Origin of the sequence: [Zimmermannella] faecalis ATCC 13722 (genome assembly GCF_000381765.1) — a bacterium.
Classification (GTDB): domain Bacteria; phylum Actinomycetota; class Actinomycetes; order Actinomycetales; family Microbacteriaceae; genus Gulosibacter; species Gulosibacter faecalis.
The window spans coordinates 569,298-582,835 of sequence record NZ_KB907074.1 but is presented as its reverse complement, the minus strand read 5'-3'; the positions used below and the strand labels follow the sequence as shown (position 1 = coordinate 582,835).

At 67.5% G+C, this 13,538-nt stretch carries 15 protein-coding genes; 9 read left to right on the top strand and 6 right to left on the bottom strand.

Going from position 1 to position 13,538, the window contains the following annotated elements; translation table 11 throughout:
- The 3 genes from G328_RS0102765 to G328_RS0102755 form a co-directional block, all read left to right on the top strand.
- Window positions 1-174, top strand: a 174-nt coding sequence (locus G328_RS0102765; RefSeq protein WP_019617822.1) for a CsbD family protein, incomplete at its 5' end; no start/stop codon positions are given.
- Window positions 175-259: 85 nt separating this feature from the next.
- Window positions 260-1,357, top strand: coding sequence for an S-(hydroxymethyl)mycothiol dehydrogenase (locus G328_RS0102760; protein WP_040904449.1), 1,098 nt, complete (start codon window positions 260-262; stop codon window positions 1,355-1,357).
- Window positions 1,354-1,974 (top strand): MBL fold metallo-hydrolase, encoded by a 621-nt coding sequence (locus G328_RS0102755; RefSeq protein ID WP_019617820.1) that lies wholly within the window; start codon window positions 1,354-1,356, stop codon window positions 1,972-1,974. The genes G328_RS0102760 and G328_RS0102755 overlap by 4 nt, the downstream gene beginning before the upstream one ends.
- A 69-nt stretch (window positions 1,975-2,043) precedes the next feature.
- Here G328_RS0102755 and G328_RS0102750 read toward each other — a convergent pair whose 3' ends face one another.
- From G328_RS0102750 to G328_RS13850, 5 genes are all read right to left on the bottom strand, one after another.
- Entirely contained in the window at window positions 2,044-3,690 is a 1,647-nt protein-coding gene (locus G328_RS0102750; RefSeq protein ID WP_026339613.1) for a thiamine pyrophosphate-dependent enzyme, read from the bottom strand.
- A gap of 136 nt (window positions 3,691-3,826) precedes the next feature.
- Entirely contained in the window at window positions 3,827-4,408 is a 582-nt protein-coding gene (locus G328_RS13860; protein WP_083919512.1) for a MarR family winged helix-turn-helix transcriptional regulator, read from the bottom strand.
- Between the two features lie 67 nt (window positions 4,409-4,475).
- A complete protein-coding gene (locus G328_RS13855; protein WP_019617817.1) occupies window positions 4,476-5,306 on the bottom strand; it encodes a hypothetical protein in 831 nt (276 codons plus the stop codon).
- Window positions 5,303-6,148 carry an alpha/beta fold hydrolase gene (locus G328_RS0102735; protein WP_019617816.1) on the bottom strand — a complete coding sequence of 282 codons (846 nt, stop codon included), beginning with the start codon at window positions 6,146-6,148 and terminating at the stop codon, window positions 5,303-5,305. Before G328_RS0102735 ends, G328_RS13855 begins: the two co-directional genes overlap by 4 nt.
- A complete protein-coding gene (locus G328_RS13850; RefSeq protein ID WP_019617815.1) occupies window positions 6,145-6,633 on the bottom strand; it encodes an Lrp/AsnC family transcriptional regulator in 489 nt (162 codons plus the stop codon). Before G328_RS13850 ends, G328_RS0102735 begins: the two co-directional genes overlap by 4 nt.
- A 133-nt stretch (window positions 6,634-6,766) precedes the next feature.
- Here G328_RS13850 and G328_RS0102725 point away from each other — a divergent pair, with 133 nt between their 5' ends.
- The 3 genes from G328_RS0102725 (at window position 6,767) to G328_RS0102715 (ending at window position 9,615) form a co-directional block, all read left to right on the top strand.
- Window positions 6,767-7,771 carry an ABC transporter substrate-binding protein gene (locus G328_RS0102725; protein ID WP_026339612.1) on the top strand — a complete coding sequence of 335 codons (1,005 nt, stop codon included), beginning with the start codon at window positions 6,767-6,769 and terminating at the stop codon, window positions 7,769-7,771.
- A gap of 99 nt (window positions 7,772-7,870) precedes the next feature.
- Window positions 7,871-8,821: an ABC transporter permease gene (locus G328_RS0102720; RefSeq protein WP_019617813.1), complete on the top strand. Its 951-nt coding sequence runs from the start codon at window positions 7,871-7,873 to the stop codon at window positions 8,819-8,821.
- Window positions 8,821-9,615, top strand: a complete 795-nt coding sequence (locus tag G328_RS0102715) for an ABC transporter ATP-binding protein (protein ID WP_019617812.1) — start codon at window positions 8,821-8,823, stop codon at window positions 9,613-9,615. Before G328_RS0102720 ends, G328_RS0102715 begins: the two co-directional genes overlap by 1 nt.
- A gap of 81 nt (window positions 9,616-9,696) precedes the next feature.
- Here the strand turns inward: G328_RS0102715 and G328_RS15630 are convergent, their stop codons facing one another.
- Complete coding sequence (locus G328_RS15630) at window positions 9,697-10,062, bottom strand: hypothetical protein (protein ID WP_019617811.1); 366 nt, start codon at window positions 10,060-10,062, stop codon at window positions 9,697-9,699.
- Between the two features lie 130 nt (window positions 10,063-10,192).
- Here G328_RS15630 and G328_RS0102705 point away from each other — a divergent pair, with 130 nt between their 5' ends.
- Genes G328_RS0102705 through G328_RS0102695 form a run of 3 tightly spaced genes read left to right on the top strand, consistent with a single transcriptional unit; the run spans window position 10,193 to window position 13,515 of the window.
- Window positions 10,193-11,005, top strand: a complete 813-nt coding sequence (locus G328_RS0102705; protein WP_019617810.1) for a carbon-nitrogen hydrolase family protein — start codon at window positions 10,193-10,195, stop codon at window positions 11,003-11,005.
- A 54-nt stretch (window positions 11,006-11,059) separates the two neighbouring features.
- Window positions 11,060-11,983, top strand: coding sequence for an ABC transporter ATP-binding protein (locus G328_RS0102700; RefSeq protein WP_019617809.1), 924 nt, complete (start codon window positions 11,060-11,062; stop codon window positions 11,981-11,983).
- Window positions 11,959-13,515 carry a hypothetical protein gene (locus G328_RS0102695; protein ID WP_154651504.1) on the top strand — a complete coding sequence of 519 codons (1,557 nt, stop codon included), beginning with the start codon at window positions 11,959-11,961 and terminating at the stop codon, window positions 13,513-13,515. Before G328_RS0102700 ends, G328_RS0102695 begins: the two co-directional genes overlap by 25 nt.
- The last annotated feature ends 23 nt before the right edge of the window (window positions 13,516-13,538 follow it).

The window sequence follows — 13,538 nt, the reverse complement described above, 5'->3', positions numbered from 1 at the left end:
AACAAGGGCGAAGAACTCCTTGGACAGGGCAAGGAAGGAGTCGGTGCCGCAACCGACAACAAGGACCTTGAGCGCGAGGGCAAGGCCGACCAGGCCAGCGCTGGCCTCAAGCAGGGCCTCGAGAATGTCAAGGACGGCATCTCGGACGGCATCGACAAGCTTCGCGGCAAGTAACCCCTGAACGAGAGTGGGGGGCTGATCACACGATCGGCCCGCCCCTTCTCCAGTTACACGACCCCATCTCGAACAAAGGAACCCCATGCAACAGGTACAGGGAGTGATCTCCCGAGCCAAAGACGCTCCGGTTGAACTCGTCACGATCAACGTGCCCGACCCGGGCCCGGGCGAGGCTGTCGTGCGCATCCAGGCCTCCGGCGTCTGCCACACCGACCTTCACTACGTGCGCGGCGGCATTGGCGACGAGTATCCCTACCTCCTCGGCCACGAGGCGGCCGGCGTCGTCGAGGCCGTCGGCGACGGCGTCACGAACGTCGCTCCCGGCGACTACGTTGTGCTCAACTGGCGAGCCGTGTGCGGCGAGTGTCGCGCCTGCAAGCGCGGGCAGCCCTGGTACTGCTTCAACACCGCGAATGCGACCCAGAAGATGACGCTCGAGGACGGCACCGAGCTCTCGCCCGCCCTCGGCATCGGTGCCTTCATCGACAAGACGCTCGTCGCGGCCGGACAGTGCACGAAGGTGAACCCCGAGGCTCGGCCAGCTGCGGCCGGCCTCCTCGGTTGCGGCATCATGGCGGGCATCGGCGCCGCGATGAACACGGGCGCGGTGCAGCGCGGCGAGTCAGTTGCCGTGATCGGCTGCGGCGGCGTCGGCACCGCGGCGATTGCAGGTGCCCGGCTCGCGGGCGCGACGACGATCGTTGCGGTCGACGTCGACGACCGCAAGCTCGCCAAGGCGCGCGAGCTCGGCGCGACGCACGTCGTGAACTCGCGCGAGCGGGATGCGGTCGAAGCGATTCGCGAGGTGACGGGCGGCTACGGTGCCGACGTCGTCATCGAAGCGGTTGGCCGCCCCGAGACCTATGAGCAGGCGTTCTACGCGCGTGACCTCGCCGGCCGCGTCGTGCTCGTCGGCGTGCCGACCCCCGAGATGCAGCTTACGCTTCCCCTCGCCGAGATCTTTGGTCGCGGCGGCGCACTGAAGTCGAGCTGGTACGGCGACTGCCTGCCCGAACGCGATTTCCCGATGCTCACCGACCTCTACCTGCAGGGTCGTCTGCCCCTCGACGAGTTCGTCAGCGAAGAGATCGGTATTCGCGACATCGACGCGGCATTCGAGCGGATGCACCGCGGCGAGGTACTTCGCAGCGTCGTGGTTCTCGACGGGGCCGACGCATGACCGCGCGCATCGACCACACCGTGACGTCGGGCACGTTCTCGCTCGACGGCGAGACGTTCGACGTCGACAACAACGTCTGGGTGCTCGGCGATGACCACGAGTGCCTCGTGATCGACGCCCCGCACGACGTCGACGCGATTCTCAAGCTCGTCGGCGACCGCAAGGTGGTCGCGATTGTCTGCACGCACGCACACGACGACCACGTGCGGTATGCGCCGCAGCTCGCAGACGCCACCGGGGCGCCGATTCTGCTCAACCCCGACGACGCCGAGGTGTGGAACCTCACGCATCCCGACCGCAAACCCGACGGGGAGCTGCGCGACGGGCAGGAACTCCGCGTCGGCGACACCCTCGTGCGCGTGATCGCGACGCCGGGGCACGCGCCGGGCGCGGTCTGCCTCGCCGTGCCGGAGCTCGGTGTTGTCTTCACCGGCGACACGCTCTTCCAGGGCGGCCCGGGAGCGACCGGTCGAAGCTTCAGCGATCGTGCAACGCTCGAGCGCTCGATTCAGGAGCGGCTATTCCCCCTCGGTGACGACGTCATCGTGAAGACGGGCCACGGGCCCGACACGACGATCGGCGCCGAGAAGCAGGGCGACTGGGTTACCGCCGACTGAGCCTCGCCTCAAACGAACCGGGCCGGCCTCCCCACGTGGGGAGACCGGCCCGGTTCGTTCGGTACGTCGCTAGAACGCCTTCTGGCGCTGCTCGACGATGAGGTGAATCAGCGCGAACGTGTCGCCCTGCTGCACCGTCTCGAGGGCGCGCTCGACGGCGGCGGGCACGTCGGCGTCGCGCTCGACGCGAATGCCGACGCCTCCGAACGACTCCGCGAGCTTCGCGAAGTCGGGGTTCTTCAGCTGCGTGCCCGAGATGCGCTCGGGGTAGTGGTGCTCCTGGTGCGTGCGGATCGTGCCGTACTCGCCGTTGTCCATGACGATGACGAGCGGCTTCGCGCCGTACTGGGCGGCAGTTGCGAGCTCCTGGCCGTTCATGAGGAACTCACCGTCACCCGCGATGGTGACGACGACGCGGCCGGGGAAGTTCAGCGCCGCGCTGACCGCCGACGGCACCGAGTAGCCCATCGAGCCGTTGCGCGCCGAAATCATCGACGCGTATCCCTGGGTGGGGAAGTAGCGGTGCGCCCAGTTCGTGTGCTCGCCGGCACCGAACGTGACCATCGCGTCGTGCGGGAGGCGCGTCACGAGGTTACCCATAAGGGTCTCCATCGTCGCCGTGCCCTCGCGAGGCTCGGTCGAGGGTGCGGCCGACCACTCCACCTGCTGCTGCCGCAGACGCTGCGTCCACTCGCGCCACGAGTCCTTCACCGGGAGATCCATGCGCACGAGGTCACGAACAAAGCTGTGCGGCTTCGCCACGATCTGGTGCGAGATCGGGCCCGAGCGACCGCGCAGCGACGGGTCGATCGTGACGATGAAGTTGCGCTGGTTCCAGTTCTGGCGCGAGGTGAACCCGCTCGTGATGACGTCACCGGGCACGGTGCCCACGAAGACGATGAGGTCGGTCTCATCGAGCAGCTTGTGCGAGAAGTCGGGGCGGCCGTAGCCGAGCGGGCCGACGTACGAGGGGGAGTCGAAGGGGACGGTGCCCTCGGTACGCCACTCGGCGGCGGCGGGCAGCGAGTGCTCTTCGAGCCAGCCGCTGAGCGCCTCGGCCGACTGCGTGGTCCAGTCGTTGCCGCCGGTCACGAACAGCGGCTTCTCGGAGGCGAGGAGGGATGCACGCAGCGACTTCCAGTCGTCGACCGTCATGCCGCCGAGGGCGACGGGAATCTGGGGGTGCACGGGCGTGTCGATGAGCTCCGTGATGATGTCTTCCGGCAGGCCGACGACGACGGGGCCGGGGCGACCCGAGGAGGCCGCGAACATCGCCTCGGCGACGACCTCGCTCGCGCGGGCCGGGTGGTCGAGCACCATGACGCGCTTCGCGCCCGAGGCGAACCAACGCTTCGGGTCGAACTCCTGGAACGCCTCCTTCTCGCGGTGCTCGAAGGGGATGAGCCCAACGAAGAGCACCATCGCGGTCGAATCCTGCCACGCGGTGTGGAGCCCCACGTGCGCGTTCGCGGCACCGGGGCCGCGCGTCACCATCGCGACGCCGGGGATCTCCCCGAGCTTGCCGTCGGCCTCCGCCATGTACGCGGCGCCGCCCTCGTGGCGGCAGACGATCGTCTCAATCGACGAGTCGTGGAGCCCGTCGAGCACATCGAGGTAGCTCTCGCCCGGCACGACATAGACCCGCTTGACGCCGTGCGCCTCGAGGGAATCGACGATCTTGTGACCCGCGGATTTGCGCGCGGTGCGCTGGTGCATCTGTGCGGTGACAACATCGATCGTAGGAATCGCGCCTGTGGCGGGAGGTTCCATTTTGCAAGCTCCTTTGCATGGACTACCGGTGGGTACCTACCGGATTGTGTCAAAAGTAGCCGCGATGTTTTTTGAAGGACGTTCACTGATCCGACAACGAACCACGATGGCCGTTGTCGGGATCGGGGTCGCTCGTCGGCGCCGACGCCTCCGCGAGCTCGAGCGGGTCGCGGAGCAGGTCCTGGTTCGGGTCGAGTGCGCCGAGAATCGCGTCCATCGATCGGTGCAGCTCACCGACCCCGGCGGCGCCGAGCGGCTCGAACACCATCTGCCGCACGAACGCGACGTGATCGGGCGCCGAGGCGCGCAGCCGCTCGAGCCCCGCATCCGTCAGCTCGATGTCGGTGGCTCGGCCGTCGTGCTCATTCGGCACGCGCACGACGAGCTGCTCAGACTCGAGGCCGGAAATCACGCGGGAGAGGCGCGAGAGCGTCGTGTTCGTAAACACGGCGAGCTGCTTCGTCTGGAGCCGCCGGTCGGGGGTGTCGGAAAGCATCGCGAGCGCGTAGTACTCGGTGAGCGTGAGCCCGGCGTGCTTGCGCATGTGCGAGTCGAGCGCTCCGGGCAGTAGCTGCAGGGTGCCGAAGAGGCGCATCCAGGCCGCCCGCTCGTCGGCCGACAGCCACTTCGATTCTTGCTCCGCTCCACAGCCACGTTCTGCCATGGTCCGAGTATCGCAATATTTACTTGCAGATGCAAGTAAAATTGAAAACTGTCGAAAACTTCGTCGCTCAGTCTCGGGATGCGGCCGGGAGCTCGGCTCGCCGGGTTGCGCGCGCGAGTTTTCGCTCCGCCCGCTGCTGCCGCTTTTGGAACCGGGGGCTCGCGGCATCGATGCCGGCCAGCGTGTCGTTGCTGAGGTCACCCGAGAACGTGGTGGGTGCATCGCCAAACGCCGTTGACGCGGCGCGGATCACATCGTTCGCGAGCACCCGGTTGCCGAGCGCGCCGACCGCCGCGCCGATACCGAACGGTAGGAGCTTGCCGACGAACCCGCCGATGTGGCTCGACGCGAACTTCGACAAGAATGTCGCCGAGAGCCGCTGGCCGAGGTCGCCAATAAAGGCCTGGGGGAGCGCCTCGGTGACGAGTGAACCCCACGCGGTGGTCTTGAAAAAGGTCTGCGGCGCGCGCGAACGCACGAATTCGAGGACGAGCTTGCGGCCCCGCTCGCCGAGGAGGATGCCCATGACGAGGGCGCGTGCGCGCTCCGGATCGTCGGTCGCGTCACCGTGAATCTCTGCAACGGTGAGCGCGTACAGGGCGCTGAGGTCGAGAAACGACACCACCTCGGCGGTCACGAGCGCGAGCCCACTCACGGTGCCGATTCCCGGAATCGCGCTTGCCGCGCCGACGCTGCCACCGGCGCCCATCGCCGTGCGACGGAACCACTTCTCGGTTGCGAGCAGGAGGTCGTCGGGCGTCGCGTCCGGCGCGGCACGGCGCAGACGCCGGGCGAACGCCCGCGCGGCGGGTCGCTGCGCAACGAGCGCTCGGTCGAGTGCGCGCACAATGACGTCACGCCGCTGGGGTGCGGCCGGTTGCTGCGATGTTGCACTCATGTCGCGAGAGCGTACCGGGCCAAGCTGCCAACAATCTCGTCGGCGTGCCGCGTGTAGACCGAGAAGTGGTTTGCGGTGCGATCGAGCCGGAACGTGCAGTTTGGGATGCGCCGGGCGAGCTGCGCGCTCGCGCGCCACGGCACGGAGAGGTCGCGTTTGCCCTGCCAGAGCTCAACCGGGATGCTCCGGTCGAGGTCGGCGGGGTCGAAGCCCCAGTCGGTGAGCACGAGGAGGAGGTCGTGCACGACCCCGCGTGGGCCGCGCAGGAATGCACCGAACACCGAGTCGAGAAACGCGTCGCCCGAGGAGTCGGGGAGTCCGTGCCGCCGGTCGAGACGGCGTCCGGCGAACTGTCGCGTCGAACGGAGCGCCGAGCGCTGACCGACTGTTCCTGCGCCCGCCGCGAGGCCCGCGAAAATCGCGAGGTTCGGGCCAACCAGGGTGCCGGTGAATCTCATCGGGGCGGCCGGAGCGAGCAGGCCCACGGCGGTGACTCGCTCGGGCATTAGGTGCGCTGTGCCGAGTGCATAGGCTCCGCCCGCCGAGTAGCCCGCGACGCCGAAGCGCTCCCAGCCCTGCGCATCCACGAACCGTTGCACATCGCCGAGAAACGTCGGCACATCACGCTGCGGCTGCCACGTCGACAGGCCGAACCCGGGGCGCGTGAGGCACACGACCTGCACACCGAAGTGGTCGGCGGCGCGGGTGTACATCGCCGCCTCGAGGCGGGAACCCGGCGCACCGTGGAACGAGAGGATCGGCGGCGCGGCGGGGTCGCCGAAGCGAACCCACTGCAGCCAGCGGCCCTGGTCGCTCGGAAAAACGTCGGTGAACTTCGTCATCGTGGGGTGGTGTCGGACTTTCCGTCGCGGGTGGCGTCATCCATGAGTGGGAGCACTCGGTCGCGCGCGAGATCGCGCAGCACGATCGAGGTGCTCGTGCGCCCGACTGCCTCGAGTGAGCCAATGCGGTCGATCACGCGTTGGAGGTCGGTATTTGAGTGTGCGACCACTCGGAGCAACATGTCCCATGGGCCCGCCATCGTCGAGCAATCAATCACCTCGGGGATCGCCAAAAGCCGATCATGGAGCCCATGATGCCCGATTCGCTGGTCAATCTGTAACATCACCATCGCCTGCACCGGGTACCCCATGGGGCCGGGCTGCAGCTTCGGCACGATGTCGACGAGCACCCCGCGCTCGCGCAGGCGATTCAGTCGCGCCTGTACCGTCGGCCGCGCAACACCGAGGTCGCGCGAGGCCGACAGCACGCTCGAGTCGGGTCGGCGCGTGAACAGCTCCACGATCTGGTAGTCGAGTCGATCCATGTCTGCACCTTTGCATTCGTCAGGACTATTGACAGAATGTATAACTAGTTCCGCCATCCCGGCAAACTCCTGCTAGTTTTCGCTGTACATCCCACATGGGATCGACACGTATTTGACAAAGGGGTCGTAGAAAATGCGTATCCGTAAATCTCTTGCTGCTCTCGGCATGCTCGCCGTTGGCTCGCTCGCGCTCAGCGCGTGCTCGAACGGCGGCGACGCCGGTTCAACCGAAGGTGCGGGCGGAGGTGGTGACGACACGTTCAAGATCGGTGTGATCCAGCTCGTGCAGCACCCAGCCCTTGACGCGGCGACTGAGGGCTTCCAGCAGGCCTTCACCGAGGCCGGCATTGACGCCGAGTTCGACATCCAGGTCGCGAACGGCGAGCAGTCGACTGCCCAAACGATCGCCGCCGGCTTCGCGGGCGATCCCGACATCGACCTCGTGCTCGCGGTCGCGACGCCCGCCGCCCAGTCGGCGGCAACGGCAATCACCGAGATTCCCGTACTGTTCACCGCGGTCACCGACCCGGTTGCGGCCGACCTCGTCGCGAGCGCCGAGGAGCCGGGCGGCAACGTCACCGGCACGACCGACCTCAACCCGGTCGCCGACCAGATCGAGCTCATCACCGAGCTCGCGCCCGACGCCGAGTCGGTCGGCATCGTCTATTCGTCGGGCGAGGTGAACTCGCAGGTGCAGGTCGACCTCGCGCAGGAGAAGGCCGATGAGCTCGGGCTCGAGCTCAAGACCGCGACGATCACGAACGTCGGCGAGGTGCCGACGGCCCTCGACTCGCTCGGTGACGTCGACTCGATCTATGTCCCGACCGACAACACCGTCGTCTCGGGTATCGACACCGTGCTCACCTACGCCGAGAACAACCAGGTTCCCGTCGTCTCGGGCGACACCGGCCCCGTGGAGTCGGGCGCCGTTGCCACCCTCGGCCTCGACTACTCGAAGCTTGGCGTGCAGACGGGTGAGATGGCGATCCGCATCCTGCAGGACGGCGAAGACCCGGCGACGATGGCGGTCGAGGAACAGACCGAGTTTGACCTCGTGGTGAACCCAGCGGGCGCCGAGGCTGTTGGCATCGAGCTGCCGCAGGACCTCATTGACCGCGCCGCAACGGTGATCGAGTAGCACCACCGCGCAGCGCCGAACGGGTGGCCGCGCCACAAGTGCGGCCACCCGTTCGGCATTCCCGGCAACCCTTTCCCACCCGCAAGAGAGGAGACGCACATGATTGGTGCGTTCGAACTCGGCCTTATTTACGCCGTAGTCGCGCTCGGTGTGTATCTCACCTTCCGCATCCTGAACTTCCCTGACCTCACGGTCGACGGTAGTTTCACTACCGGCGCCGCCGTCGCCGCCGTGTGCCTCAGCCACGAGGTGAACCCCGTGCTCGCCATGCTGCTCGCGTTCGCCGCCGGCATGGTGGCCGGCGCCATCACGGGCCTGCTCCACACCTACGGCAAGATCGACGGCCTGCTCGCCGGAATCCTCACCATGATCGCGCTGTGGTCGGTGAACCTGCGCATCATGGGCCTCTCGAACGGCACGCCCGCGCTCTCGAACGTCGGTATTCGCAGCTCGGAGTCGGCATTCAGCGGCCTGCGGGAGGCCGACCTGCTCGGCACCTGGGGCTCGGTCGGCATCCTCTTCCTCGCGGTGTTTGTGCTGAAGCTCATCATTGACTGGTTCCTCGCAACCGACCTCGGCCTCGCGATTCAGGCTACGGGCAACAACGAACAGATGATCCGCTCGTTCGGCGTCAACACCGACGGCATGAAGATCCTCACGCTCGCCCTCTCGAACGGCCTCGTCGCCCTCGGCGGCGCACTCGTCGCGCAGTACACGGGTTCGGCCGACATCTCGATGGGCGTCGGCCTGATCCTCATCGGCCTCGCGTCGGTGATCCTCGGCCAGGCGTTCTTCGGTAACCGCTGGGTGTGGCTCGCGAGCTTCGGCGTCATTGTCGGCGCGGTGCTCTACCGCCTCGTCATCTACGCAGCCCTCACCGCCGGCCTCAGCAACACCGACGTGCGACTCATCACCGCGGTCATCGTCGTGATCGCCCTGCTGATTCCGCGTTTCGGCATCGGTAAGCGGCTCGGCCTCAACCGCATGATTCGCGGCAAACAATCGCAACCCGCAACGCAGGCGGAACCGGTCACGGAAGGACAGCGCTGATGCTTGACGTAGACAAGATCTCGAAAACGTTCTTCCCCGGCACGGTGAACGAGAAGAAGGCGCTCGTCGACGTCGACCTGCACCTCGCGAACGGCGACTTCGTCACCGTGATCGGCTCGAACGGTGCGGGCAAATCGACGCTGCTCAACGCGGTGTCGGGCAAGCTCACGGTCGACCGCGGCGACGTGCGTATCGACGGCACCTCGGTGCGACGGATGCCCGACTTCCGCCGCGCGCGCTACATCGGTCGCGTGTTTCAAGACCCGATGGCGGGAACGTCACCCGACCTCACGATCGAGCAGAACCTCGCGCTCGCGCTGCGGCGCGGTAAGGGTCGCGGCCTCGGCACGAGCATCACGCGCAAACGGAAGTCGCTGTTCCGTGACGAGCTGAAGAGCCTCGATCTGGGTCTCGAGGACCGCCTTACGACGCTCGTCGGCCTGCTCTCGGGCGGCCAGCGGCAGGCGCTGTCGCTCCTCATGGCGGGCTTCACCAAGCCGTCGATTCTGCTGCTCGATGAGCACACTGCCGCGCTCGACCCGGCACGCGCCGCGCACGTGACCGAGCTCACGCAGCGCATCGTCGCGTCGGAGTCGCTAACCACGCTCATGGTGACGCACAACATGCAGCAGGCGATCGACCTCGGTAACCGGCTCATCATGATGCACGAGGGTCGCATCATCTATGAGGTGGCCGGTGAAGCGAAGTCGAAGACGACCGTCGAAGACCTGCTCGGGCGGTTCGCCGCGATCAAGGGTGCCGTCATCGACGACAAGACGATGCTCGCGACGTAGAAGAGCGCGAGACCTCCACAAAGCGCGGCGGGCCCCACCGAGTCGGTGGGGCCCGCCGCGCTTCGTGCTGAAAGGTCGGAACTAGTCGCGCTGCGCCGCGGAGCCCGCGCCCTGCTCAACCGCGTCGTCATCGATCTCGTCGAACTCTTCGTCGTCGGCGAGGTCGTCTTCGTCGTAGTCGTCCTCGTCCTCATCGTCGAGGTCAAGGTCGTCGGCCCATTCGTCGAGCAGGTCGGCGGCCTCGTCGGCGTCAGCGGCGGCCTCTGCGGTGACATCGCCGTCGCCCCAGACGCGCACGCACGCCTCGATCTCGTCGGTGTCGTCGAAGCTGTCTTGGAGATTCGCCTCATACTCAGTTGCGAGCATGACCGCCTCGTCTTGGTCTTTTGCCTCGACCACGAGACCCGAGACGACCTCGTACCGCAGCATCACGGCATACTTCGGCATTGGGATTCCTCTCACCGGGCGACGCCGACTGCATCGCAACCACGACTGACGCTAGCGCGCAACGACTGGGGAAACAAGTGCGCTCGCCCGCGCCGGGCGAGATTCCGGGTGGAGCCCGTAGGCTGGCCGCATGTCGGAGGCCATCGCATGCGCAGTCAGTCAGTTCGCACCCACGCTCGATTCGTCGAAAAACCTGCGACTCCTGCGTGACCATCTCGCGATCGCGGTCGACCGCGGGGCGCGCATCTTTGTTGCTCCCGAGTACTCGTCGGGGTTCGAGCGTGACTACGGCGACTGGATGCACTCGGTAGCGCAGCCACTCGACGGCGAGTTCGGCACGGCGCTCGGGCAGTTGGCCGCGGAGTTCCGGGTGACGCTCATCGCGGGGATGCTCGAGCAGGTTGGTGACGGTGTGGCGAACACGCTCGTCGCCTTCAACGAGGAGGGTGACCGCGTCGCGGCGTATCGAAAGGTGCATCTTTACGACGCGTTTTCGGGTCGCGAGAGCGAGTGGCTCACACCGGGAAACCCCGACGACGACCCGGCCGTCTTCGACGCGTACGGGCTGACGATCGGACTGCAGACCTGCTACGACCTTCGGTTCCCGGAGTCGAGCCGCCGCCTCGTCGACCAGGGCGCGAACGTGCTCGCGGTACCGGCGGAATGGGTGCGCGGGCCCCTCAAGGAACATCACTGGCGCACCCTCCTCAGCGCGCGAGCAATCGAGAACGTGGCGTACGTCGTCGCGGCCGATCACCCCGCGCCGATCGGCGTTGGCGGGTCGAGTATCGTCGACCCGCGCGGCGTCACGGTCGCAACGCTCGGTGCCGATGCGGGCGTCGCGCTCGCGTGGCTCGACCCCGTCGAGGTGACGAACGCACGTGACCAGAACCCGGCCCTGCGGTTACGCAAATACTCTGTCCGATCGGCCGACGGCCGGTAACGCAGCCCGCGCGTCACGCGATACCGAACCTGGGGGATTGTTAGCTTGGAACCTGTGACACACGACGACGACACCGGCGAACGTTCGGAGCCAGCCGAGAGCTCGGCGAGCGCGAAGAGCGACGCGCGCGACCTCGGCCTCGGCAAGAAGACCGCCGAGGGCCTCGCAACGATGACGCCGATGGCCCGGCAGACCGAGGCTGGCGAACGCACGTATGGCGGCGAGGCACTGTTTCTCGGTGAACTCACGAAGAAGTTCGGGCGGCACACCGCAGTCGACCACATCAGCTACACGGTGCCGCAGGGCTCGTTCTCGGCAATCGTCGGGCCGAACGGCGCGGGCAAGACCACGACGCTCTCGATGATCGCTGGCCTGCTCTCGCCGAGCCACGGCACGGTCGAGGTCTTCGGCATCGACGCGTGGCGCAAGCGTACCAAGGCGCAGGAGCTCATCGGCATCCTGCCCGACCGGCTGCGGATGTTCGAGCAGCTCACGGGCGCGCAGTTTCTCTCGTATGTCGGCGCCGTTCGGGGTGTGAAGGGTGAGACGCTGCAGGAGCGGATGGAGTACCTGCTCGACGACTTCGACCTTCGCGACGAGGCCAACCGGCTCGTCGTGGACTACTCGCTCGGGCTCCGCAAGAAGCTTGCGCTCGCCGCCACCCTCATCCACGCGCCGCAGTTGCTCGTGCTCGACGAGCCATTTGAGGCGATCGACCCGGTCTCGGCAGGCACGTTCATTGATGTGCTCAACTCCTACGTGAACCGCGGCGGCACCGTGATCCTCTCGAGCCACTCCATGGACCTCGTGCAGCGCGTCTGCGACCACGTCGCCGTCATCGCGAAGGGCGAGCTACTCGCCGAGGGCACCGTCGACGAAGTGCGCGGCGATGTGTCGCTCGAAGAACGATTCCGCGACCTCGTGCGCGGACCGGGACAGGCGGAGGGGCTCGATTGGCTCGAAATCTCCTTCGGGTGAGCTGGGGCGGCCTGTTCGCTTCCCTGCGGCGCAGCTCGCAGCTGCGAAGGTCGACCGGCTGGATGCTCGCCCTCGCGGTTGTTGGGGCTGCGGCCGCAGCCGTGTTGCTCACGGTCACGCTTGCTGGCGACGCGACGCAACGGCTCCTGCTCGCACCACTCATCCTCGTCGCGATCCCGCTTGCGGCGTTCGGGCTCGGCGTGCTCGGACACCCGAGTGATGTGCTCGACGGACGTCGGCTGGGGGTACTCGGCGTCGGCCCCGCGCGGGCCGCGACGCAGACACTGCTGCTCGGGTTCCTGCACCCCACCGCGGTCATCGCACTCGTGCCGTACGGCGCGTTCTGGCTCGCGCGCCGCGAGGAGCTCGAGGCGGGGACGGCGCTCGGGCTCGCCGCGCTCGGGTGGGCGGGCTGCGTGCTCGCACACCGGATCGGCACGCGTGTTGGACGCGTCGTCACCGCGCGGCGCACGACGCGCGAGGTGGGCGCCGTCTTCTGGTACCTCGTGACACTCGTCGCGTCGACGCTCGCGTTCGCGCTGCTCTTCCTTCCTTGGCGCGAAGTCCTCGACGACGCAATCGATGCGATCGCGGCCGTTGTCGAGTGGATTCCTGCCGGGAACCTCGCGCTCGCCGGGCGCGACGAAGCGACCGACGTCATCGTGCTTATCAACGCGGCGGTCGTCGCGGTGCTCGGAATCGCCACGTGGCTGATCGAGCGACGCGACGTGACCCGGTCGATGTTTGCTCGCGGCCACGGCGGCCGGGTGCAGCTTGGCGTTCTGCGCGCGGCACCGGGCTCAGCCACCTGGGCCATCGCGGCCCGAACCTGGCTCTCGTGGCTGCGCGACAGCCGCTACCGGCTCTCCCTCATCACCGTGGCGATCCTGCCGCCGCTGCTCGTCTTTCCCTCGTGGATCGCGGGCGTCGGGTCCGCGGAGCTCGTGTTGCTGCCCGTGCCGATCTTTGCCCTGCTGTTCGGGTGGGCACTCCACAACGACACCGCGTACGACTCGACCGCCCTGTGGCTCCACGCGACCGGCGGGCTCCCCGGGCGTGCCGATCGACTTGGCCGGGCTATCCCCACCCTCGTCACTGGCGTCGTGCTCATCTCGGTCGGGGGACTGCTGGTGTGGTGGGTAACGAGCGACCCACAGCGCGCCGTGCTCGTTGCGACGACGTCGCTCGCCCTGCTCGGTGTTGGGGTCGGCGGCTCGTCGATCATGTCGGCCGTCGCACCGTATCCGGTCGCGCGCCCGGGCGACTCGCCGTGGTCGCAGCCGGTCTCATCGTGGGGCGGGTCGTTTGCGGTGCACGGCATTAGCCTCGTGGTCGAGCTCGCGCTGTGTGGGCCCGCGATCTGGTTCGGTGTCGTCGCGCTCCTGAGCGTTGACTGGAACGACGTGTGGCTCGCGGCGGGGCTCGGCGTGGCGACGGGAGTCGCCGTGTGCGCGCTCGGAGTGCTCGTGGGCGGACAGGTGTTTACCGCCCGTCGCACGCGCCTGCTCAACACCGCGACGCTCGTCGACTAACGCGCATCCACGCCGGGTCGCGA

Bases quoted from the DNA above. Each gene is read 5' to 3' on its own strand.
- G328_RS0102750 (WP_026339613.1), bottom strand. From the start codon at position 3,690: ATGCACCAGCGCACCGCGCGCAAATCCGCGGGTCACAAGATCGTCGAT.
- G328_RS0102735 (WP_019617816.1), bottom strand. From the start codon at position 6,148: ATGACGAAGTTCACCGACGTTTTTCCGAGCGACCAGGGCCGCTGGCTG.
- G328_RS0102705 (WP_019617810.1), top strand. From the start codon at position 10,193: ATGTCGGAGGCCATCGCATGCGCAGTCAGTCAGTTCGCACCCACGCTC.
- G328_RS0102760 (WP_040904449.1), top strand. From the start codon at position 260: ATGCAACAGGTACAGGGAGTGATCTCCCGAGCCAAAGACGCTCCGGTT.
- G328_RS15630 (WP_019617811.1), bottom strand. From the start codon at position 10,062: ATGCCGAAGTATGCCGTGATGCTGCGGTACGAGGTCGTCTCGGGTCTC.
- G328_RS13855 (WP_019617817.1), bottom strand. From the start codon at position 5,306: ATGAGTGCAACATCGCAGCAACCGGCCGCACCCCAGCGGCGTGACGTC.
- G328_RS0102715 (WP_019617812.1), top strand. From the start codon at position 8,821: ATGCTTGACGTAGACAAGATCTCGAAAACGTTCTTCCCCGGCACGGTG.
- G328_RS13860 (WP_083919512.1), bottom strand. From the start codon at position 4,408: ATGGCAGAACGTGGCTGTGGAGCGGAGCAAGAATCGAAGTGGCTGTCG.
- G328_RS0102720 (WP_019617813.1), top strand. From the start codon at position 7,871: ATGATTGGTGCGTTCGAACTCGGCCTTATTTACGCCGTAGTCGCGCTC.
- G328_RS13850 (WP_019617815.1), bottom strand. From the start codon at position 6,633: ATGGATCGACTCGACTACCAGATCGTGGAGCTGTTCACGCGCCGACCC.
- G328_RS0102755 (WP_019617820.1), top strand. From the start codon at position 1,354: ATGACCGCGCGCATCGACCACACCGTGACGTCGGGCACGTTCTCGCTC.
- G328_RS0102725 (WP_026339612.1), top strand. From the start codon at position 6,767: ATGCGTATCCGTAAATCTCTTGCTGCTCTCGGCATGCTCGCCGTTGGC.